The following is a 22,210-nucleotide window of genomic DNA, read 5'->3' as shown; positions in this document are numbered from 1 at the left end:
CCCTGGGACGACATGCAGATTCGCGAACTACCCTACGCCGACCCAGGGGTCCCCGATGTCCGCTCGGGCACCCGGTTCCTCCTCTGGCTCGGCCGCAACCAACTCGGCGGACAGGTCAGGAGCCTGCTGTGGGGACTCCTCCTCCAGCTCGGCATCGCCGGACTGCCGCTCGCCGTCGGCCTCGCCGTGCAGGCGGTCGTCGACCGCGACGGCGGACGGCTCGGGCTCGCGGGCGGTCTGCTCGCCCTGCTCGGCGCGGCGATCGCGGTGGGCGACATGATGCTCCACCGCACCGCCGTCACCAACTGGATCACCGCCGCCGCCCGGGTGCAGCAGCTGCTCTCCCGCAAGACCGCCGAGCTCGGCTCCGTGCTGACCCGGCGGGTCGCCGCGGGCGAGGTCGTGGCCGTCTCCACCGGTGACGTCGAGAAGATCGGCTGGTTCGTCGAGGCGCTGTCGCGGTTCGCCGCGGCGGCCACCACCCTCGTGGTCGTCTGCGTGGCCCTGGTGGTCTACCAGCCCGCGCTCGGTGTCCTCGTCGCGGTCGGCGTACCGGTCCTCGCCCTGGCCGTGCTGCCGCTGCTGCCGCGTGCCACGCGCCGGGCCGACGTCCAGCGCGAGAAGGCGGGCAAGGCCACCGAACTGGCCTCCGACACCGTGGCGGGGCTGCGCGTGCTGCGCGGCATCGGTGGCGAGGAGCTCTTCCTCGGCCGCTACCGCACCGCCTCCCAGGAGGTGCGCCGGGCCGCCGTGCGCAGCGCCCGCATGTGGGCGCTGATCGCGGCGATCCAGGTGATGCTGCCGGGCGTCCTGCTGATCGCCGTGGTGGCGTACGGCGCCCGGCTCGCGCTCGACGGCCGGATCACCGTCGGTGAACTGGTCACCGTCTACGGCGCGGTGGCGCTGACCCACCATCCGCTGCGGAACTTCGAGGAGATCGCGATGGCGTTCTCCTTCTCCCGGCCGTCCGCGAAACGGGCCGCCCGGGTGCTGGCGCTGACGCGCACGTCGACGGTGTCGGAGACGCGCGACGAGACGAAGGCGTCCGGTGATCTGTACGACCCGGCCACCGGGCTGCTCGCCCCCGCGGGTCGCTTCACCGCGGTCGTCTGCGGCGACCCGGACGCGGCCGGGCGGCTCGCGGACCGGCTGGGCGGCCATCCCGTCGAGCCGGGCGAGGGCCACACCTCCGTCCTCCTGGGCGGGGTGCCGCTCGACGAGCTGACGCTCGACGCCGCGCGGACCGCCGTCCTCGTCCAGGACAAGGATCCCGTCCTGCTCTCCGGCACCCTCCACGATCTGCTCGACGTCCCCTCGTCGGGCGCGGTCCGGGCGGAGGACGCCCTGGCCGCCGCGCAGTGCGGGGATGTGCTCGACGCCCTCGCCCAGGGGTCGGTGGACACCGGCGGCGACCCGATGCGGGCCACGATCACCGAGCGCGGCCGGTCGCTCTCCGGCGGTCAGCGCCAGCGCCTGGCCCTGGCCCGCTCCCTGGTGACCGACCCGGAGGTGCTGGTCCTCGACGAGCCGACCTCGGCGGTCGACTCGCACACCGAGGCCCGGGTGGCGGCGGGCGTCAGACGCCTGCGCGACGGCGGCACGACCGTGGTCCTGGCGTCCTCGCCGCTCCTGCTCGACCTCGCGGACCGGGTCGTCCTGATCCACGAGGACGAGGTGGTGGCGGTGGGGACGCACCGGGAGCTGCTGCGCGACGAGCCGCGCTACCGGGCCGTCGTCACCCGCGAGACCGAGGACGAACTCGCGGCCGGCGCCGCACCCGGCGCGCAGCGTGAGGCCCCCGGGGAACGCGAGGTCGGTGAGGAGCTCGCGGACATCCAGAAGACTGACCAAGAGATCGAAGAGATCGAAGAGCTGGAAGGAGAGTCGGCATGATCGGGCTGGCGCCACCGGCGTACGACCCGGCGGCCCCGCGGACGGCGACGACCCTGCCCGTCGGCACGGCCGCGACCGTACGCGCGTACGTACGCGAGCTGCTGCGCCGTCACCGCGGGGCGTTCGCCCTGCTCGTCGGCGTCAACGCGGTCGCCGTGATCGCCTCGATGGCCGGTCCCTATCTCCTCGGCTCGCTCGTCGAGCGGCTCGCCGACGGTGCGCGCGATCTGCGGCTTGAGCACACCGTCGCCCTGTTCGCGGTCGCCCTCGTCGTCCAGACGTTCTTCGTACGGCTGGTGCGGCTGCGGGGCGCGATGCTCGGCGAGGAGATGCTCGCCGATCTGCGCGAGGACTTCCTCGTGCGATCCGTGGGGCTGCCCCCTGGCGTCCTGGAGCGGGCCGGGACCGGGGATCTGCTCTCCCGTATCACCACCGACATCGACCGGCTGGCCAACGCGATGCGCGAGGCCGTGCCGCAGCTCGCCATCGGGGTGGTCTGGGCCGGGCTGCTGATCGGCGGACTCGCCGTGACCGCGCCGCCGCTGGCGGTCGCGATCCTGATCGCCGCTCCGCTGCTGATCGTGGGCTGCCGCTGGTACTTCAAGCGGGCGCCCTCGGCCTACCGCTCGGAGGCCGCCGGCTACGCCGCGGTCGCCGGGGCGCTCGCCGAGACGGTCGACGCGGGCCGCACGGTCGAGGCGCACCGCCTCGGCGCCCGCCGGATCGCCCTGTCGGACCGGCGGATCGCCGAGTGGACGGCGTGGGAGCGGTACACGCTCTTCCTGCGCTCGGTGCTCTTCCCGGTCATCAACCTCACCCATACGACGGTGCTGGCCGCCGTGCTGCTGCTCGGCGGCGTGTTCGTGCTGCAGGGCTGGATCAACGTCGGGCAGCTGACGACCGGCGCGCTCCTCGCCCAGATGCTGGTGGACCCGATCGGCATCGTGCTGCGCTGGTACGACGAGCTGCAGGTGGCCCAGGTGTCGCTGGCGCGGCTGGTCGGCGTCCGGGACATCGAGCCGGACGCGGGCGACGAGAGCGTACGGCCGGAGGGGCGGACGGTCCGGGCGGACGAGGTGCGCTTCGGCTACCGCGAGGGCGTCGACGTCCTGCACCGGGTGTCGATGGACGTCCCTCCGGGCACCCGGCTGGCGCTCGTCGGCCCGTCCGGCGCGGGCAAGTCGACGCTCGGGCGGCTGCTCGCGGGCATCTACGCCCCGCGTTCGGGCACGGTCACCCTCGGCGCCGCCGAGCTGGCCAGGATGCCGGCCGAACGGGTCCGGGAGCACGTGGCCCTGGTGAATCAGGAGCACCACGTCTTCGTCGGCTCGCTGCGGGACAACCTGCTGCTGGCCAGGACGGGGGCGGCGGACGCCGAGCTGTGGGCGGCGCTCGGCGCGGTCGACGCGGACGGCTGGGCCAGGGCGCTGGAAGAAGGCCTGGACACGGAGGTGGGCTCGGGCGGGGTGGCGCTGACCCCGGCGCAGGCCCAGCAGATCGCCCTGGCCCGGCTGGTCCTCGCCGACCCGCACACGCTGGTCCTGGACGAGGCGACCTCGCTCCTGGATCCGCGGGCCGCCCGCCACCTGGAGCGCTCGCTCGCCCGGGTCCTGGACGGCCGCACGGTGGTGGCGATCGCCCACCGGCTGCACACCGCCCACGACGCGGACGTGATCGCGGTCGTCGAGGAGGGCCGGATCAGCGAACTCGGCAGCCACGACGAGCTGGTGGCGGCCGGCGGGGCGTACGCGGCGCTGTGGAGGTCCTGGCACGGCTGACGTCCTGCACGGCTGCCGGAGACCGCCTCTCCGTCCGGATCATGCCGGGCCCCGCGGGGGTCCGGCATGATCCGGACGAAACGCGAGGCCCTGAACGAGAAGCCCTAGATGAACCCCAGCGCCGCCGCTCCGCCGACGCCGCCGAGGAGCATGAACGCCGGCATGAGGACCTTCAGCTCGACCCAGCTGCCCGCGCGGAAGCGCATCGGCTTCGGCGGCCCCACGGGGTACCAGCGCTTGCGGCCCACCGGGATGGGCCAGAGGATCGGGCAGCCGGAGACCGTCAGGGCGTCGCCGATGTCGTGGACGAGTGCGCCGAGGACGACCGGCAGGCCCAGCCAGAGGTACTCCTGGCCGGGGCCGGTGAACAGCCAGTCGGAGCCGTTGCCCGGCTGGTCGAGGACGCCCGCCAGTATCCAGGCGCTGGTGGCGCCGAGCAGCCAGACCAGGACGTCGCTGGACATCCGCGCGGCCCGCCAGAGCAGGCCCTCGACGGCCAGGACGAGGTGGATGAAGAGGATCGCGAGGACCGCCCAGCGGCCACAGGTGATCGCCGCGACGGACGCTCCCGCGCCGATGAGGACGGCCCAGAGCCAGGTGTGGGTGAGCGTGCGGTGCCCGCCGGACCTGCGGGGGTCGGCGGAGGAGCGGGTCGCTTTGTAGACGGCGTAGGAGAGCTTGTCGACGATCTCGCACAGGCCCCGGGAGACCGGACCGAAGGCGCGCGAGATCGTCGCGGACTTGTGGTCGAGGTCCGGGGCGAGGGCCGCTCCCGCGCAGAGGAGCGCTCCGACGACGAGAACCGGCCATGGCATCGGATGGCCTGCGGCGGCCGCCGCGGCTCCGACGCCCAGCCAGGCCGCCGCTCCGGACAGCGAGTGCGCCGGTCCCATCATGCTCGTTCCCGCCCCGTTCCTCCCGCGCCGGCGCCCAGTTGACGACCGGTCGACGCGCCAGCGTATCGTCCGTGATCTTGTGTGCGGTGGCCGGTTCCCTCATCCGGGCGGATGCCAGGCAAGATGGGGGCGTGACCCTCATCGATCAGCTGCCGCCGAACGCCGACCCCGACGCCCTCTTCGAGGCTTTCTCCTCATGGGCGGAGGACCGGGGCATCACGCTCTACCCGGCCCAGGAGGAGGCGCTGATCGAGGTGGTCTCCGGGGCCAACGTGATCTTGTCCACCCCCACCGGCTCGGGAAAGTCGCTGGTCGCGGCAGGTGCGCACTTCACGGCACTGGCGCAGGACAAGGTGACGTTCTACACCGCGCCGATCAAGGCCCTGGTCTCGGAGAAGTTCTTCGACCTGTGCAAGCTCTTCGGCACCGAGAACGTCGGCATGCTGACCGGCGACGCCTCCGTGAACGCGGACGCGCCCGTGATCTGCTGCACGGCCGAGGTGCTGGCCTCGATCGCGCTGCGGGACGGCAAGTACGCCGACATCGGCCAGGTCGTGATGGACGAGTTCCACTTCTACGCGGAGCAGGACCGCGGCTGGGCCTGGCAGATCCCGATCCTGGAGCTCCCCCAGGCACAGTTCGTGCTCATGTCGGCCACGCTCGGTGACGTCTCGATGTTCGAGAAGGACCTGACCCGGCGCACGGGCCGCCCGACCTCGGTGGTCCGCTCGGCGACCCGGCCGGTGCCCCTCTCGTACGAGTACCGGCTCACGCCCATCACGGACACCCTGACCGAGCTCCTTGAGACCAAGCAGGCTCCGGTCTACATCGTGCACTTCACGCAGGCGCAGGCCGTCGAGCGCGCGCAGTCGCTGATGAGCATCAACATGTGCTCGCGCGAGGAGAAGGACAAGATCGCCGAGCTGATCGGCAACTTCCGCTTCACCACCAAGTTCGGCCAGAACCTCTCGCGATACGTGCGCCACGGCATCGGCGTCCACCACGCCGGCATGCTGCCCAAGTACCGCCGTCTCGTCGAGAAGCTGGCCCAGGCGGGCCTGCTGAAGGTCATCTGCGGTACGGACACGCTCGGCGTGGGTGTCAACGTGCCCATCCGTACGGTGCTGTTCACGGCGCTGACGAAGTACGACGGCAACCGGGTGCGGACGCTGCGCGCGCGGGAGTTCCACCAGATCGCGGGCCGGGCAGGGCGGGCCGGCTTCGACACGGCGGGGCTCGTGGTCGCGCAGGCGCCCGAGCACGTCATCGAGAACGAGAAGGCGCTCGCGAAGGCGGGCGACGACCCGAAGAAGCGCCGCAAGGTGGTGCGGAAGAAGGCCCCGGAGGGGTTCGTCGCCTGGAGCGACACGACCTTCGAGAAGCTGATCGGCGCCGAGCCGGAGCCGCTGACCTCCCGCTTCAAGGTCACCAACATCATGCTCCTCTCGGTGATCGCGCGCCCGGGGAACGCGTTCGAGGCCATGCGCAAGCTCCTGGAGGACAACCACGAGCCGCGCAAGGCGCAGCTGCGGCACATCCGCCGGGCCATCGCGATCTACCGTTCGCTGCTCGACGGCGGGGTGGTGGAGCAACTCGACAAGCCGGACGCCGAGGGGCGCACGATCCGGCTCACCGTCGACCTCCAGCAGGACTTCGCGCTCAACCAGCCGCTGTCCACGTTCGCGCTCGCGGCGTTCGACCTGCTGGACCCGGAGTCGCCGTCCTACGCCCTGGACATGGTCTCGGTCGTCGAGTCGACCCTGGACGATCCTCGCCAGATCCTGGCGGCCATGCAGAACAAGGCGCGCGGCGAGGCGGTCGGCCGGATGAAGGCGGACGGCGTCGAGTACGAGGAGCGCATGGAGCGGCTCCAGGACATCTCGTACCCGAAGCCGCTGGAGGAGCTGCTCTGGCACGCGTACGAGGTATACCGGAAGTCCCACCCGTGGGTGGGCGACCACCCGGTCTCGCCGAAGTCCGTCATCCGGGACATGTACGAACGGGCGCTGTCCTTCACGGAGTTCACGTCCTGGTACGAGCTGGCGCGGACCGAGGGCATCGTGCTGCGCTACCTCGCGAGCGCGTACAAGGCGCTGGACCACACGATCCCGGACGATCTGAAGACCGAGGATCTGACGGACCTGATCGAGTGGCTGGGCGAGATGGTGCGCCAGGTGGACTCCTCGCTGCTCGACGAGTGGGAGCAGCTCGCCAACCCGGAGGTGGAGACCGCAGAGGAGGCGCAGGAGAAGGCCGACCAGGTCAAGCCGGTCACGGCGAACACCCGCGCGTTCCGGGTCCTGGTACGGAACGCGATGTTCCGCCGGGTGGAGCTGGCGGCCCTGGACAACGTGGACGCGCTGGGCGAGCTGGACGCGGAGTCCGGCTGGGACGCGGACGCGTGGGGCGACGCGATGGACGCGTACTGGGACGAGTACGACGACCTGGGTACGGGTCCCGACGCGCGCGGTCCGAAGCTGCTCGCCATCGAGGAGGACACGGCCCACGGTCTGTGGCGCGTCCGGCAGACGTTCGCCGATCCGAACGGCGACCATGACTGGGGCATCAGCGCGGAGGTGGATCTCGCGGCCTCCGACGAGGAGGGCCGCGCGGTCGTCCGCGTGACGTCCGTCGGACAGCTGTAGCCGGTTTCGCAGCCGGGGTTCGTTGCCGGGGGCCGTAGCCGGAGTCTGCGGCCGGGGTTTGTAGCCGGGTTTAAGGAGCGCAGTCGTGACCAGTCCCGCCGAGAGTCTCGTCGACCTGCTCGATCTGGAGCAGATCGAGGTCAACATCTTCCGCGGCCAGAGCCCGCAGGAGTCGCTGCAACGCGTGTTCGGCGGCCAGGTCGCCGGTCAGGCCCTGGTGGCCGCGGGCCGCACCACCGAGGGCGACCGGCCGGTGCACTCGCTGCACTCCTACTTCCTGCGGCCGGGGCGCCCGGGCGTCCCGATCGTGTACCAGGTGGAGCGGGTGAGGGACGGGCGTTCGTTCACCACGCGCCGGGTCACGGCGATCCAGCAGGGCCGCACGATCTTCAACCTGACGGCCTCCTTCCATCTGCCGGAGGAGGCCGGGTTCGAGCACCAGCTGCCGCCCCGGCACATGACGGACCCGGAGACCCTGCCGAGGCTCGCGGACGAGATCCGCGACCACCTGGGGACGCTGCCGGAGTCGCTGGAGCGGATGGCGCGGCGCCAGCCGTTCGACATCCGGTACGTGGACCGGCTGCGCTGGACGAAGGAGGAGGTCAGGGGCGCGGACCCGCGCAGCGCGGTGTGGATGCGCGCGGTGGGCCCGCTGGGCGACGACCCGCTGGTGCACACCTGCGCGTTGACGTACGCCTCGGACATGACGCTCCTGGACGCGGTCCGCATCCCGATCGAACCGCTGTGGGGGCCGCGCGGCTTCGACATGGCGTCGCTGGACCACGCGATGTGGTTCCACCGGCCGTTCCGTGCGGACGAGTGGTTCCTGTACGACCAGGAGTCCCCGATCGCGACGGGCGGCCGCGGCCTGGCGCGCGGCCGGATCTACGACCGCGAGGGGCGGATGCTGGTCTCCGTGGTGCAGGAGGGTCTCTTCCGCAAGCTCTAGGGGCAGATTCCCGGGAGCGGGTCCTGGGCGACCTCGTGGCGGCGGGTCCGGATCTCCGGGCCCGGAGGGTGGAGCTTGGCGTCGCAGGACGGGCCGAGGCCGGTGCGCCGGGACTGCGCGCCGGTCAGCGGCCGGCCGCACAGCCGGCACCGCACGGGCCGTCGTGTGCTCGGCGGGGCGGGGTCGATGTCGATTGCCAGCGGTTCGTCACTCATGTTGTGATCACACCCTAGTCTCGACGAGGAGCTCTCCATGAGTCTGTACGACATCCCCCTGCGGACGCTGTCCGGCGACCCGATCTCGCTGGCCGACTACCGCGACCAGGCCGTCCTGGTCGTGAACGTGGCCTCCAAGTGCGGTCTGACGCCGCAGTACGCCGGCCTGGAGCGGTTGCAGAAGGAGTACGGGGAGCGCGGTTTCACCGTGCTCGGCGTGCCGTGCAACCAGTTCGCCGGCCAGGAGCCGGGCAGCGCGGACGAGATCCAGACGTTCTGCTCGGCGACGTACGGCGTGACGTTCCCGCTCCTGGAGAAGACGGACGTGAACGGCGAGGGCCGCCACCCGCTGTACGTCGAGCTGACCCAGGTCCCGGACGCCGACGGCGAGGCCGGGGACGTGCAGTGGAACTTCGAGAAGTTCCTGATCGGCCGCGACGGCCGGGTGACCCGGTTCCGCCCGCGCACCGAGCCGGACTCCCCTGAGGTCCTCTCGGCGATCGAAGCGCAGCTTGCCTGACGCGAGCGTCGTCGCCCGGCTGCGCGCGGCGGGCTGTGTGTTCGCCGAGGAGGAGGCGGACGTCCTGCTCGCCGCCGCGGCCGGTCCCGACGAGCTGAACTCGATGGTCGCGCGGCGTGCGGCGGGCCTGCCGCTGGAGCACGTGGTGGGCTGGGCCGAGTTCTCGGGTCTGCGGATAGCCGTCGAGCCGGGGGTGTTCGTCCCCCGGCGGCGTACGGAGTTCCTCGTCCGGCGGGCGGTCGGCCTGGCCCGGCCGGGTGCCGTGTGCGTCGATCTGTGCTGCGGATCCGGCGCGGCCGGGGCCGTGCTGCTCTCGGCCGTGGAGGGTGCGGAGGTGCACGCCTCCGACATCGAACCGGCGGCCGTGCGCTGCGCGCGGCGCAACATCGAACCGCGCGGCGGCCGGGTCCACGAGGGCGACCTGTTCGCCGCGTTGCCGGGCGGGCTGCGGGGGCGGGTCGAGGTGCTGGTCGCCAATGTGCCGTACGTACCGACCGAGGAGGTCGGGCTGCTGCCGGCCGAGGCGCGCGAGCACGAGCCGCTGGTGGCGCTCGACGGCGGCGCGGACGGGCTCGACGTCCTGCGCCGGGTGGCGGCCGAGGCCGCCGACTGGCTGGCGCCGGGCGGACATCTCCTCGTCGAGACGAGCGAGCGCCAGGCCGCCCGGGCCGTCGAGACGGTCTCCGGGCACGGACTGACGCCGCGGGTGGTCACCTCGGAGGAGTGGTACGCGACCGTACTGATCGCGACCCGCCCCGCCGTCCCCCAGCCGGCGGCCCGGGCCTGACTTATCGCCCGCTAGGCGGTACGGGCGCGCAGTCGGACGCGGGCCGGGCCGGTCGCCCGGAGGGTGATCGCGGAGGTGACCGGCACCTCGGTGTCGACCGCCTCCAGTGCGTACTCCTGGAGGATCATGGCGAGCGCGATCACCGACTCCAGCATCGAGAAGTGCTGGCCGATGCAGGCGCGCGGGCCGCCGCCGAAGGGGAACCAGGCGTAGCGGGGGCGGGATGCCTCGGCCTCCGGCGTGAAGCGCTCGGGGTCGAAGCGGTCCGGGTCCTCCCAGTACGCGGGGTGCCGGTGGGTGACCCAGGAGGAGACGATCACGTCGGCGCCCGCCGGAACGGTGTGGCCCCCGATCTCGGTGGCCGTGACGGCGCGGCGGCCGACGGCGGGCGCGGCCGGGAAGAGCCGCATCGTCTCCTTGAGCACCCGGGTGAGATAGGGCAGGGCGTCGAGGTCGGCCGCGCCCGGGGTGCGGCCGGACAGGACACGGTCGACCTCCTCGTGGGCCCGCTTCTGCTCCTCGGGGTGGCGGGCCAGGAGGTGCAGCGCGAAGCCGAGGGAGGTGGCGGTCGTCTCGTGCCCGGCGAGCAGGAAGACGAGGACCTGCTCGCGCAGTTCGGAGGCGTCGAAGCTGCCGTCCTCGGCGCTCTCGGCCTCGGCGAGCAGGGTCAGCAGGTCCTGCCCGCCCTCGGCCGTACCGGCCGCCCGGCGCTCGGCGATGATCCGGTCGCAGACCGCGTACAGCTCCTCGTGGGCGACGGCGGCGCGGCGGTTGCCCGGGGTGGGCCACTCGCGGGGGATGTTGAGGGGCGAGAAGCCTCGGCGGAAGACGTAGTCGTTCATCACCGGGAAGGCCCGCTCGACGATCTCGACGGCCGCGTCGACGTCCGTGCCGAAGAGGATCCTGGAGACGGCCCGCAGGGCGAGCCGGGTCATCTCGTCGAGGACGTCGACGGTGGCGTCCGGCGCGGTGGCCCATCCGCCGACGACGGCCCTGACCTCGGCGGCGACGGCCTCGGCGTAGCTGTCGACGCGGCGGCGGGTGAAGAGGGGCTGGACCAGGCGCCGCTGGCGGAGGTAGTCGTCGTCCTGGCTGGTCAGCAGGCCGTTGCCGAAGGACTCGCGGAGTTCTTGGTAGAAGGCGTTGTCCTTGCGGAAGTTGGCCGAATCGGTGGCCAGGACCTGCTGGACGCCCTCGGCGGAGAAGACGCCGTAGACGGTGGCTCGTACGCCGGGCGGGCCCGCGGTGATGCGGACGACGTCGCCGTGTTCGCGCTGGGCGGCCAGGAAGGTGCCGAGCGAGTCGTTCTTGAGGTCGAACATCGAGCCGAGCAGGGGAAGTCCCGCGGGCCCGGGTACCTCGGTGGTGGTTGCCATGCGTACGTTGCCCCCTGGGTGGTCACCGGTCCTGGCATTCTTCCGCCCAACCTAACCCGGCGGAAGGCGCGGGCGAACACCCGGCCGGTTTCTGTCCGTTGGGTCGATCGTCAGCGGCCTCCGCCGGTCAGTTCCTTGGTCGGGGACGCATCGGGTTCGGTGAGGAACTCCCAGACCGTGATCATGGCGAGGATCTGCGCGATGAGATACGCCAGCTGCAGGGAGTAGTAGCGCATCTGGTAGACGGACAGGAGCAGGCCGAGCCGGCTCTGCCAGTAGCGCCGCTCGCCCTGGAAGGTGTCGAGGTCGAGGGCGATGCCGGTGACGGTGAGGACGAACAGCATCAGCGACATGTAGAGCGGCAGGTTGGCGGAGCCCTCCCGGACGAACCGGATGCCCACGATGTCGAGAGCGACGGGCAGGGCGAAGGCCACCGCCACCGGAAGGGCCTTGGCGGCACCCCGGCGTCCCGGAAGCATGCGCCACAGAGCACCGAGGACGAAACCCGCTCCGGCCCATGTCGCCATCCAGGTGAGGAAGTTGAGGAGCAGGTCGGGAAGCCCGTACAGGTACGAGAGCGTGTCCTGCCACGCCTCCCCTCTCACTCCCCACGCCCATGTGGCGAGGACGGCCGCGGGCAGACCGCACACCGCGGCGAAGCGTGCGCCGCGGGTGCCGTTGGCCCACCAGTCGTCGCGCGGGCCGAGCGCCAGGGTGGCGTCCACGACCGACACCTTCGCCGGGAGCCGATCGGGGCCGGCCGACGATCCGCCCAACCCGGCGGGCCAGTCGTGCAGGGCGCTCAACTCCCTCTCCAGGTCCTTGCGTTTCGGGGGGACGTCGCCGAAGAGGCCCTGGTCGAGGCGGCGCAGCTCGGCGTGGGTCTCGCGGTACGCGCGTGACTTGCGCAGCAGCGCTCCGCGGGTCGCGGGTCCCCTCACCGCGGCCAGGGGTCGCGCGGATCTCTCGAAGTGCTGGGCCAGGACCGCATGGTGGGCGGCCATGGAGGCCGCACCGAGCAGGGCCAGCATGGAGAGAGGGACGGAGAGGCTCGTGAGCAGCGAGCTGCCTGCGTAGTAGCCGACGATCAGGGCGACCCCGAACGCGTAGAAGTTCAGGAACAGCAGCCGGTCCGCCGGGTCGTCGAAGGGTGACAGGGAGGAGGGCGCACGCCAGGTGCGCAGAACGGCGAGCGCGGCGACGCAGGTGAGCAGCCAGCTGTAGTCGAGGATCCACTCCGGGGCGTGGGTGACGGACCACGTGAGTTCCCAGTACCAGTCGTTGCGGTGGCCGAGGCCGTAGGCGTTCTCCGTGCGGTCGCTCAGCCAGGAGACGCGCCGCCAGCTCCGCTCCTCGGCGACCGCGAAGGACACGCCGACGGCCGCCACCACCGCGCCGACCGCCGGGCCGGCCCAGCGGAGCCTCATGATGCGCTGGTTCCCCGGGTGGCGTCGGCTCGGTGGCAGCAGTCCCCCGTCGGCGGCGAGCCGCCAGGCCGCCGCCGCGCAACCGAGCAGCAGCAGAGCCAGCAGGCAGCAGGAGACGAGCGCGAGTGTGGCGAGAGCCATGGGGCCGGCCTCGGGACCGAACAGGCTGAACTCCGCCGGCCACATCATCACCGCGAGCGGTGGCAGAGCCAGTACGGCGGCCGCCGCCCAGAGCCGTCCCGACGGCTTGGCGAAGCCGAGCAGTACGGAGGCGGCCGCAAGGGCGAGACAGTGCCCGAGCAGGATCCGCTCGTCACCCCAGTATCCGTCGCCCGTGCGTTCCGCGTACCGGACGAGGAGGTCGTCCGCGAAGATGAACAGGTCGAGCAGGACGACGGCCGGTGCCCATGCGACGAGGTTGCCGAGCGTGCGCCGCTGCTGGGCGGTGGGAACGCCGCCGCGGTGGCGGTAGCGCCTGGCCGCGACCAGCAGCAGGGCGGAGACGGCGCCCGTCCAGAGCAGGCGGCCGAGGCGGTCGAGGCCCACGGCGACCAGACGGTCGTTCTGGGCGGCCCACGACCGCTGCCACGGGGGCTTGAGCGAGACCGTCACGTCCGGCGCCGGGGCCGCCGCGGCTTTCTGCCCGGGCTTCTTCTCGGGCGCCTTCCGCCCCTTCGCCGACGGGGGTTTCTCCGCTGCCTGGGGCTTCCACACCAGCGCCGAGGCGCCTTCTCCCGTCGTCGGGCGAGGCGTGGCCGTCTCCGCGCCGGGCGCGCCGGGGTCCACCGTGACCTTCTCCCACCGGGCGCCCGCCAGCGCGGGCGGCGGCCGGAGGGTGACGGTCCACCGCTCGGCTCCGGCCCTGATCCGCCAGGGGCCGACATCGATGTGCTCCCGGTACCGGTTGACCCAGGAGTGCGTCCGGTCGACGACCTTCACCCGGCCGTCCTTCGCGACCACGGTCGGGCTGCCGGTACGCCAGGACCGCCAACGGCGCTGCTGGCCCACCTCGTTCATGGTGAGACAGGACATGGCCGTGATGTACGGCCCGCTCGTCTCGCCGAGCAGCAGATCCCGCGCCAACGGCCAGTCGTCGGGGACGTCGACGGTCAGCTCTGTGGTGATCTTGGTGTGGGAACGGTCGTCGTGCTCGAGCCGGGCCGATGCGGTGACCTTCGCCTCGGCGAGGCCGGCCGGCCGGCAGACGGCGGCGGGTCCGGGCCCCGCCGCCGCGCGAGCAGGGGTTTCGGCCGCCGGCACCCCCAAGGCCGTGAGCAGGATCAGTACGACCGGCCTCAGCACGCGGCTTCTCAACAGATGCGCCCCCCGACTCGACTCCGTCGGGGCCCATCATGACGCATGCCGCTCCGTTCCGGCCCTCGCCCGCGAGGGGAGCCCGGGCCGCCCGCCCGGGTCAGCGGATCGGCATGCCGGAGAGGGTCCGGGCGATCACCAGGCGCTGGATCTCGCTGGTGCCCTCGAAGATGGTGTAGATCGCCGCGTCGCGGTGCATGCGCTCCACCGGGTACTCGCGGGTGTAGCCGTTGCCGCCGAGGATCTGGATGGCCTGGGCGGTGACCTTCTTGGCGACCTCGCTCGCGTACAGCTTGGACATCGACCCCTCGGCCGAGGTGAACGGCTTGCCGGTGGTCGCCATCCAGGAGGCGCGCCAGACGAGCAGCCGGGCGGCGTCGATCTGGGTGCGCATGTCGGCGAGTTGGAAGGCGACGCCCTGGTTGTCGATGATCGGGCGGCCGAACTGCTCGCGGGTCTTGGCGTAGTCGAGGGCGACCTCGTAGGCGGCGCGGGCGGTGCCGACGGCCATGGCGCCGACCGCGGGGCGGGACGCCTCGAAGGTGGCCATGGCCGCGTTCTTGACCCGGTCCCCGCTCCTGGCCTTCTCGCGGGCGCGGGCGAGGCGTTCGTCGAGCTTCTCCTTGCCGCCGAGCAGGCAGTGCCCGGGGACGCGGACGTTCTCCAGGACGACCTCGGCGGTGTGCGAGGCGCGGATGCCGTGCTTCTGGAACTTCTGCCCCTGGGAGAGGCCGGGGGTGTCCGGCGGCACGATGAAGGAGGCGTGGCCCTTGGAGCCGAGGCCGGGGTCGACGGCCGCGACCACGACGTGGACGTTGGCGATACCGCCGTTGGTGGCCCAGGTCTTGGTGCCGTTGAGGACCCACTCGTCCTTGGCCTCGTCGTAGACGGCCCGGGTGCGCATCGAGGCGACGTCGGAGCCGGCGTCGGGCTCGGAGGAGCAGAAGGCGGCGACCTTGACGTCGTCGGCGTCGCCGTACATCTGCGGGATCCAGGTGCCGATCTGCTCCTCGGTGCCGTTGGCGAGGACGCCGACGGCGGCGAGGCCGGTGCCGACGATCGACAGCGCGATGCCGGCGTCCCCCCAGAAGAGCTCCTCCATCGCCATCGGGATGCCGAGGCCCGTCGGGTCGAAGAACTGCTGGGCGTAGAAGTCGAGGGAGTAGATGCCGATCTTGGCGGCTTCCTGGATGATCGGCCAGGGAGTCTCCTCACGCTCGTCCCATTCGGCGGCCGCGGGGCGCATGACGTCCTCGGCGAATCCGTGCAGCCAGTCACGGACCTGCTTCTGGTCGTCGTTGAGTTCGAGCGTGAACTCGGCCATGTTCCCTCCCAGCATTACGTTACTTGCGGTAACAGCAGTCTTTACTCGCAAGTAGGCCGTGTCAACCTGCGGCGGAGCGCTCCTGCCCGCGCCGCACCGGGGGCGGATCGGGTGTTACGTTGCGACAGCCTCACGGAATTCGCACGGGCGGGGAGACACGCTATGGAGACCACACACCGGACCACCGACCAGCAGAAGCCGGCCGATCAACGGCGCCGTGAACTGCTGGAGGCGGCGGACCGGGTGGTGCTCCGGGACGGCCCCAAAGCCTCGATGAACGCGATCGCGGCGGAGGCCGGCATCACCAAGCCGATCCTCTACCGCCACTTCGGCGACAAGGGCGGGCTCTACCGAGCGCTGGCGACCCGGCACACCGACGCGCTGCTCGCCGCGCTGCGGGCGGCGCTGGACGCGCCGGCCGACCGGCGTGCCCGGGTCGAGTCGACGCTCGACACCTACCTCGCCTCGATCGAGGCGATGCCCCAGGTCTACCGCTTCCTGATGCACCCGGCGGAGGAGACCCAGCAGGCGGAGCAGGGCTTCGACGTGGGCCGCCACTCGGCCCCGCTGCTGCGCCGCATGGGCGAGGAGCTCGGCCAGGTCATCGCCGAGCGGATCGACCTCGGCCCGGGCGGCGAGGCGCAGGCGCGGATCTGGGGGCACGGGATCGTGGGCATGATGCACGCGGCCGGTGACTGGTGGCTGGGTGAACGGCCGTGCTCGCGCGGCGAGTTGGTCAAGAGCCTCGCGGACCTGCTGTGGGGGCGGCTGGCGGAGGCCGGTGACCGCGCCGGGGGTCCGGGGTTCTGAGGGCCCCGGGGGCGACAGGCCCGAACGCGCGCCGCGGTCCTGGTTGTGCCCACCTGCCCTGGGGCCCCGGCGGAACGCATGCCCACAGCCGGGTGAGTCAGCTCCCCCACGGCTCCTTCCTGATCGCCCGCATCAGGCGTGACTTGCGCCACCCCGTCACGCGGTCGGCGTAGACACCGCCCTCCAGGTGGTCGCACTCGTGCTGGAGGCAGCGGGCGAAGAACCCCGTGCCCTCCACGCGCGCGGGGGTGCCGTCCAGGCGCACGCCCTCGACGACCGCCCGGTCGAAGCGGGGCGTCGGCGCCTCCAGACCCGGCAGGGAGAGGCAGCCCTCCGGGCCCCGGACCACGTCCCCGTCCGCCTCCACCAGACGCGGGTTGACCAGGTGTCCGAGGTGACGGACGTCCTCGTCGTCCGGGCAGTCGTAGACGAAGACCCGCAGGCCCACACCCACCTGGTTCGCCGCGAGACCGACGCCGTTCGCCGCGTACATCGTGGCGAACATGTCCTCCACCAGCCGGGCCAGCTCCGGGCCGAAGTCGGTGACGGGTTCGCAGGGGGTGTGCAGCACCGGGTCGCCGAGCAGGGTCATGGCTCGGACGTGGCCGGAACTGCCGGGGATCGGCCGGTTTCGCATGGGCGTAAGGGTACGGTCCGCTGTGACCTCGCTGTTTCGGCAAGGGTCCCGGTGGTGCCGCGGTTCGGGGCGCTGGCCGGATCTCGATAGGCTGAGCCCGGACCGACGCAAGGAGGAACAAGAACGATGTCAGGACACCCCGGTAATCCAGAGCCGCTGTCGCCGCGCGCCAAGCTGGCCGTGACGGCGGGCAAGGCCGCCGCCGCGGTGTCGCGGGCGGCGGGACGCGGCAGCGGATCGGTGATCGGCGGGCGGGTGGCGCTCAAGCTCGACCCCGATCTGCTGGGGCGGCTCGCGCAGCATCTGGACGTCGTCCTCGTGTCGGCGACCAACGGCAAGACCACCACCACCCGGCTGATCGCCGAGGCGCTGCGGGCCAGCGGCCCGGTGGTCTCCAACGCGCTCGGCGCCAACATGCCCGCCGGCATCACCTCGGCGCTGGCCGGCGGCTCCGACGCCAAGTACGGCGTGATCGAGGTCGACGAGAAGTACCTCGCCGGAGTCGCCCGGGACACCACTCCCAAGGCGATCGCGCTGCTCAACCTCTCCCGTGACCAGCTCGACCGCGCCGCCGAGACCCGGATGCTCGCCGAGAAGTGGCGCGAGGGGCTCTCCGGCACCAAGGCCGTGGTCATCGCCAACGCCGACGACCCGCTGATCGTGTGGGCCGCCTCCTCCTCCCCCAACGTCGTGTGGGTCGCCGCCGGCCAGGAGTGGAAGGACGACGCCTGGTCGTGCCCCTCCTGCGGCGGTGTGATGCAGCGTCCGGGCGACGACTGGTTCTGCGGCGAGTGCGGTTTCCGCCGCCCGGCCCCGAGTTGGGCGCTCAACGGCGACCACGTCCTCGACCCGCACGGTTCCGCCTGGCCGATCCACCTCCAGCTGCCCGGCCGCGCCAACAAGGCCAACGCCGCCACCTCGGCCGCGGTCGCCGCCGTCTTCGGGGTGCCGCCGCAGGTGGCCCTGGAGCGCATGTACCAGGTGCAGGCCGTGGCCGGCCGCTATGACGTGGTCACCTTCCAGGGGCGCGAGCTGCGGCTGCTGCTCGCGAAGAACCCGGCCGGGTGGCTGGAGACGTTCTCCCTCATCGACCAGCCGCCGACCCCGGTGATCCTCTCCGTCAACGCCCGCGGCGCCGACGGCACGGACACCTCCTGGCTGTGGGACGTCGACTACGGCCGGCTGGCCGGTCACCCGATCATGGTCATCGGCGACCGCAAGCTGGACCTGGCGGTCCGCCTGGAGGTCGCAGGCGTGGACTTCCGGGTGTGCGAGACGATCGACGAGGCCGTGCAGCTGTCCCCGCCCGGACAGATCGAGCTGATCGCCAACTACACCGCCTTCCAGGACGTCCGCCGCCGCGTCGGCAACTGACCCGAAGAGGACTTGCAGCATGAGTGAGAGCAGCCTGCGGCTGGTCTGGGTCTACCCCGACCTGCTCAGCACCTACGGCGACCAGGGCAACGCCCTCGTCGTCGAGCGCCGCGCCCGCCAGCGCGGTCTGGACGTCCAGCGCGTCGACGTCCGCAGCGACCAGCCGGTGCCGACCTCCGGCGACATCTATCTGATCGGCGGCGGTGAGGACCGGCCCCAGCGGCTCGCGGCCGAGCGGCTGCGCCGCGACGGCGGCCTGGAGCGCGCCGCGTCCAACGGCGCGATCATCTTCTCGGTCTGCGCCGGCTACCAGATCCTGGGCCACGAGTTCATCAACGACCTCGGCGAGCGCGAGCCCGGCCTCGGTCTGATCGACGTGATCTCCACCCGCGGCGAGGGCGAGCGGTGCGTCGGCGACGTCCTCGCGGACATCGACCCGCGCCTGGGCCTTCCCCAGCTCACGGGGTTCGAGAACCACCAGGGCATCACCCACCTCGGCCCCACCGCCCGCCCGTTCGCCCGCACGGTCTTCGGCAAGGGCAACGGCACGGGCGACGGCACCGAGGGCGCGTACAACGACACCGTCTTCGGTACGTACATGCACGGCCCGGTCATGGCCCGCAACCCGCAGATCGCGGACCTGCTCCTGAAGCTGGCCCTCGACGTGAACGCGCTGCCGCCGACCGACGACCGGTGGTACGAGGCGCTGCGCGCCGAGCGCATCGCCGCCGCGACGCAGCCCGCCTGACCGTCCGGCGGAGTGCACGTCTGAGCACGCATACGCCCATGGGATTCGTCGGTGAAGAGGGTGTCCACTACGCGGACATCCGGTTCGGCCCCGCCATCCCGCACCGATAGGGTGGCGGGGATCCAACCGGACGACGTGGTCCGGGAGTCGGCCCACGTTGCAAAGGTATTTCGGGCTATGCGCATTGGTGTGCTCACCTCCGGCGGCGACTGCCCCGGTCTGAACGCCGTCATCCGTTCCGTCGTGCACCGCGCCGTCGTCGACCACGGCGACGAGGTCATCGGCTTCCACGACGGCTGGAAGGGTCTCCTGGAGGCCGACTACCGCAAGCTCGACCTCGACGCGGTGGGCGGCATCCTCGCCCGCGGCGGCACCATCCTCGGCTCCTCCCGCGTCCAGCCCGCGCACCTGGTCGACGGCGTCGAGCGCGCCCGGGGCCATGTCGCCGAGCTGGGTCTCGACGCGATCATCCCGATCGGCGGCGAGGGCACGCTCAAGGCGGCCCACCTCCTCTCCGAGGCCGGCCTGCCGATCGTCGGCGTCCCGAAGACCATCGACAACGACATCTCCTCGACCGATGTCACCTTCGGCTTCGACACCGCCGTCGGCGTGGCCACCGAGGCGCTCGACCGGCTCAAGACCACCGCCGAGTCCCACCAGCGGGTCCTGATCGTCGAGGTCATGGGCCGGCACACCGGCTGGATCGCCCTGCACTCCGGCATGGCGGCGGGCGCGCACGCCATCGTCGTGCCCGAGCGCCCCTTCGACATCGACGAGCTGACCGCCCGGGTGGGCGAGCGCTTCGAGGCGGGCAAGCGCTTCGCGATCGTGGTGGTCGCCGAGGGCGCCAAGCCGCGCGAGGGCTCGATGAGCTTCCAGGTCGGCGCCAAGGACCAGTACGGCCACGAGCGCTTCACCGGGGTCGCCAACCAGCTCTCCGTCGAGCTGGAGCGCCGCCTCGGCAAGGAGGCCCGTCCGGTGATCCTCGGTCACGTCCAGCGCGGCGGCACGCCGACCGCGTACGACCGTGTCCTCGCCACCCGGTTCGGCTGGCACGCGGTGGAGGCGGCTCACCGAGGCGAGTTCGGCATGCTGACCGCGCTGCGCGGCACGGAGATCACCATGGTCCCGCTGGCCCAGGCCGTGGAGACGCTCAAGACGGTCCCCGCCGAGCGGTACGCCGAGGCGGAGTGCGTGCTCTGAGGCCCGTCCGCCCGTGACGAACCGCCCCCGGTCGCATCCGCGAACGGGGGCGGTTCTAGTCTGGTGCGGACAACAAGCGCGAATCGGGCTCCAGGAGTACACAGATGGATCACAGCGGGCACGGCATGACCATGGATCTGCCGCCGTTCACGCTGGGACGGGGGCTGGAGTTCTCCGCGAACCCCTTCTTCCTCATCGGCTGCGCCGTGGGGCTCGCGCTGTACGGCTGGGGCGTGGCGCGGCTGCGGCGGCGCGGCGACGCGTGGCCGGTCAGCCGGACGGTGTTCTTCACGCTCGGTGTGCTGAGCGTGGCGCTGATGATGTGCACCAAGCTCAACGACTACGGCATGGTCATGTTCAGCGTGCACATGGTGCAGCACATGGTCGTCTCGATGCTCTCCCCCATCCTGCTGCTGCTCGGCGCTCCGGTGACGCTGGCGCTGCGGGCCCTGCCCGTCGCGGCGCGGGGCAGCAAGGGGCCGCGCGAGGTGCTGCTGATGCTGCTGCACAGCCGCTACATGCGGATCATCACGCACCCGGCCTTCACGATCCCGCTGTTCATCGCGAGCCTGTACGGCTTCTACTTCACGCCGCTCTTCGACACCCTGATGGGGTCGACGGTGGGGCACATCGTGATGATGGTGCACTTCCTCGCCGTGGGCCTGGTGTTCTTCTGGCCGATCATGGGCATCGACCCGGGGCCGCACCGCCCCGGCTATGTGATGCGGATGCTGGAGCTGTTCGCCGGCATGCCGTTCCACGCCTTCTTCGGCATCGCCCTGATGATGGCGAGCGAGCCGATGATCAAGGCGTACGCGAACCCGCCCGCCTCGCTGGGCATCGACGCGCTCGCCGACCAGAACGCGGCGGGCGGCATCGCCTGGGCGTTCAGCGAGATCCCGTCCGTCCTGGTGCTGATCGCGCTGGTGTACCAGTGGTACCACTCCGAGCAGCGCCAGGCCGTCCGCAAGGACCGGGCGGCCGACCGCGACGGCGACAAGGAGCTGGAGGCGTACAACGCGTACCTCGCCTCCCTGGGGACCCGCCGGCAGTAGGGGTTCACCGGGTGGGTGGCTTCCCGGGTGGGTGGCTTCGCCCTAGTCTGCACGGCATGATCAACTCTTACGCAGGGCCCGGCGACGCCGAGGTCGCGATAGCCGCCGCACGTGCCGGCGCGGACGTGGTCCGCTCCCTGTACGGTCGGCGGCTCGCCCGTATCGACAAGGGTGCCGGGGACTTCGCCACCACCGCCGATGTGGAGGCCGAGAAGGCCATCCTCCAGGTCATCCGTGCGGCGCGGCCCGAGGACGCGGTGCTCGGTGAGGAGGGCGGGCAGCAGGGTGACGCCGAGGCCGTGCGCCAGTGGCTGGTGGACCCCCTGTGCGGCACGCTGAACTACGCCGTCGGCACCATGCTGGTGGCCGTCAACGTGGCGCTGCGCGACGGGGCGGCGGCGGTGGCCGACCCGTTCGGCGGTGAGGTCTTCTTCACCGACGGGGAGACCGCCTGGGTACGGCAGGAGGGGGCCGACGACGCACCGCTCACCCCCTCGCCCGCCACCCGGCTGGTGGACGTCAACCTGGATCCGCCGTTCCCGAGCGCGCCGGGGTTCCGGGCCGTGGATCTCCTGGCCCACCCTGACTTCGCCGGACTTTTCCGGCCCCGGGTCGTGTCCACCAGCCTGGCGCTGGCCTGGGTCGCCGCCGGCAAGCGCGCCGCGTACGTCACCGATGGCGGCGACCTCTCCGGGAGCGTGCACTTCGCCGCCGGCATCGCTCTGTGCCGGGCCGCCGGCTGCGTCGTCACCGGGACCGACGGCGCCCCGATCGGCGAGGGCCGCGGGCTGGTGACCGCCGCCGATGCGGAGACCCACGCGCTGCTGATGTCGATGATCCTCGGCGGCCGCCGGTGACCTCAGTCGCCAAGCCGTGGTCGTCACCCACGAGAAGGGGCTGATCGCCCCGGGGAGGCAGGGGGTCCGCTCTCCGAGGGGACGATCCTTTTGCGGACGCTCCCTAGCGCTTCCCCCGTCCCAGGGGTCACGATGAGCGGGACGGCCCCGTCATGAGGAGGGCGGACCCATGTCCGGTCCCACGAAGGCGATGAGCGTGATCACCGTCGCGGCCCTGGTGCTGACGACGGCGTACACCGTGGCGCTCGGCAGCAGCGGCTGGCTCTGGTTCGGCTGGCTGGTGCTCGGCATGGTCACGATCGGCATGGCGGCGGCGGACAGCGCCTCCCCCACGAGCCCGCGGCGCGGGCGGAGCAGGCCGGGTCCGCAGCCCTGAGGCGCGCCGGGCCGGAGGCGGCGGCA

At 72.0% G+C, this 22,210-nt stretch carries 19 protein-coding genes; 13 read left to right on the top strand and 6 right to left on the bottom strand.

The features are described from left to right. The first annotated feature begins 12 nt into the window (after positions 1–12). Both ACIRB4_RS17005 and ACIRB4_RS17000 read left to right on the top strand, forming a co-directional pair. A complete protein-coding gene (locus tag ACIRB4_RS17005) occupies positions 13–1,893 on the top strand; it encodes an ABC transporter transmembrane domain-containing protein (RefSeq protein WP_403291986.1) in 1,881 nt (626 codons plus the stop codon). Further along, the gene (locus ACIRB4_RS17000) at positions 1,890–3,671 is read left to right on the top strand and encodes an ABC transporter ATP-binding protein (RefSeq protein WP_403291984.1); all 1,782 of its coding nucleotides are present in this window, start codon (positions 1,890–1,892) and stop codon (positions 3,669–3,671) included. The genes ACIRB4_RS17005 and ACIRB4_RS17000 overlap by 4 nt, the downstream gene beginning before the upstream one ends. A gap of 104 nt (positions 3,672–3,775) precedes the next feature. On the opposite strand, the gene ACIRB4_RS16995 is transcribed toward ACIRB4_RS17000, so the two are convergent. Further along, positions 3,776–4,567 carry a metal-dependent hydrolase gene (locus ACIRB4_RS16995; RefSeq protein ID WP_403291983.1) on the bottom strand — a complete coding sequence of 264 codons (792 nt, stop codon included), beginning with the start codon at positions 4,565–4,567 and terminating at the stop codon, positions 3,776–3,778. Between the two features lie 131 nt (positions 4,568–4,698). Between ACIRB4_RS16995 and ACIRB4_RS16990 the strand changes: the two genes are divergently transcribed. Both ACIRB4_RS16990 and ACIRB4_RS16985 read left to right on the top strand, forming a co-directional pair. Continuing rightward, positions 4,699–7,212, top strand: coding sequence for a DEAD/DEAH box helicase (locus tag ACIRB4_RS16990; RefSeq protein WP_403291981.1), 2,514 nt, complete (start codon positions 4,699–4,701; stop codon positions 7,210–7,212). A gap of 85 nt (positions 7,213–7,297) precedes the next feature. After that, positions 7,298–8,161, top strand: a complete 864-nt coding sequence (locus ACIRB4_RS16985; protein WP_403291979.1) for an acyl-CoA thioesterase — start codon at positions 7,298–7,300, stop codon at positions 8,159–8,161. Here ACIRB4_RS16985 and ACIRB4_RS16980 read toward each other — a convergent pair. Beyond that, on the bottom strand, positions 8,158–8,376 hold the full coding sequence (locus ACIRB4_RS16980) for a DUF6011 domain-containing protein (RefSeq protein WP_403291977.1): 219 nt from the start codon (positions 8,374–8,376) through the stop codon (positions 8,158–8,160). The two genes, ACIRB4_RS16985 and ACIRB4_RS16980, sit on opposite strands and share 4 nt — an antisense overlap. Before the next feature lie 37 nt (positions 8,377–8,413). Here ACIRB4_RS16980 and ACIRB4_RS16975 point away from each other — a divergent pair, with 37 nt between their 5' ends. After that, entirely contained in the window at positions 8,414–8,896 is a 483-nt protein-coding gene (locus ACIRB4_RS16975) for a glutathione peroxidase (RefSeq protein ID WP_403291976.1), read from the top strand. Then, a complete protein-coding gene (locus tag ACIRB4_RS16970; protein WP_403291974.1) occupies positions 8,889–9,683 on the top strand; it encodes a putative protein N(5)-glutamine methyltransferase in 795 nt (264 codons plus the stop codon). Before ACIRB4_RS16975 ends, ACIRB4_RS16970 begins: the two co-directional genes overlap by 8 nt. 11 nt (positions 9,684–9,694) lie before the next feature. Here the strand turns inward: ACIRB4_RS16970 and ACIRB4_RS16965 are convergent, their stop codons facing one another. The 3 genes from ACIRB4_RS16965 to ACIRB4_RS16955 form a co-directional block, all read right to left on the bottom strand. After that, positions 9,695–11,059: a cytochrome P450 gene (locus ACIRB4_RS16965; protein ID WP_403291972.1), complete on the bottom strand. Its 1,365-nt coding sequence runs from the start codon at positions 11,057–11,059 to the stop codon at positions 9,695–9,697. Positions 11,060–11,169: 110 nt separating this feature from the next. Continuing rightward, positions 11,170–13,788 carry a DUF6185 family protein gene (locus ACIRB4_RS16960; protein WP_403291970.1) on the bottom strand — a complete coding sequence of 873 codons (2,619 nt, stop codon included), beginning with the start codon at positions 13,786–13,788 and terminating at the stop codon, positions 11,170–11,172. 112 nt (positions 13,789–13,900) lie between these two features. Continuing rightward, complete coding sequence (locus tag ACIRB4_RS16955) at positions 13,901–15,124, bottom strand: acyl-CoA dehydrogenase family protein (protein WP_403291969.1); 1,224 nt, start codon at positions 15,122–15,124, stop codon at positions 13,901–13,903. Between the two features lie 162 nt (positions 15,125–15,286). Between ACIRB4_RS16955 and ACIRB4_RS16950 the strand changes: the two genes are divergently transcribed. Next, positions 15,287–15,934, top strand: a complete 648-nt coding sequence (locus ACIRB4_RS16950) for a TetR family transcriptional regulator (protein ID WP_403291967.1) — start codon at positions 15,287–15,289, stop codon at positions 15,932–15,934. Between the two features lie 97 nt (positions 15,935–16,031). Here ACIRB4_RS16950 and def read toward each other — a convergent pair whose 3' ends face one another. After that, entirely contained in the window at positions 16,032–16,571 is a 540-nt protein-coding gene (gene def / locus ACIRB4_RS16945) for a peptide deformylase (protein ID WP_403291965.1), read from the bottom strand. Positions 16,572–16,697: 126 nt separating this feature from the next. Here def and ACIRB4_RS16940 point away from each other — a divergent pair, with 126 nt between their 5' ends. From ACIRB4_RS16940 to ACIRB4_RS16915, 6 genes are all read left to right on the top strand, one after another. Next, positions 16,698–17,945, top strand: coding sequence for a MurT ligase domain-containing protein (locus ACIRB4_RS16940; protein WP_403291963.1), 1,248 nt, complete (start codon positions 16,698–16,700; stop codon positions 17,943–17,945). Between the two features lie 19 nt (positions 17,946–17,964). Then, positions 17,965–18,693, top strand: a complete 729-nt coding sequence (locus ACIRB4_RS16935; protein ID WP_356886556.1) for a glutamine amidotransferase — start codon at positions 17,965–17,967, stop codon at positions 18,691–18,693. Between the two features lie 177 nt (positions 18,694–18,870). Continuing rightward, positions 18,871–19,896, top strand: coding sequence for a 6-phosphofructokinase (locus ACIRB4_RS16930; protein ID WP_403291961.1), 1,026 nt, complete (start codon positions 18,871–18,873; stop codon positions 19,894–19,896). A 104-nt stretch (positions 19,897–20,000) separates the two neighbouring features. Further along, positions 20,001–20,951, top strand: coding sequence for a cytochrome c oxidase assembly protein (locus ACIRB4_RS16925; protein ID WP_403291959.1), 951 nt, complete (start codon positions 20,001–20,003; stop codon positions 20,949–20,951). Positions 20,952–21,007: 56 nt separating this feature from the next. After that, a complete protein-coding gene (locus ACIRB4_RS16920; protein ID WP_403291957.1) occupies positions 21,008–21,808 on the top strand; it encodes an inositol monophosphatase family protein in 801 nt (266 codons plus the stop codon). A 169-nt stretch (positions 21,809–21,977) separates the two neighbouring features. Then, positions 21,978–22,184: a hypothetical protein gene (locus ACIRB4_RS16915; RefSeq protein WP_403292427.1), complete on the top strand. Its 207-nt coding sequence runs from the start codon at positions 21,978–21,980 to the stop codon at positions 22,182–22,184. Positions 22,185–22,210 lie beyond the last annotated feature (26 nt).

The organism is Streptomyces sp. NPDC093600, from assembly GCF_044764755.1.
GTDB lineage: Bacteria > Actinomycetota > Actinomycetes > Streptomycetales > Streptomycetaceae > Streptomyces.
Note: the sequence above shows the minus strand (reverse complement) of the source record. Positions and strands in the feature narration are given on the sequence as shown.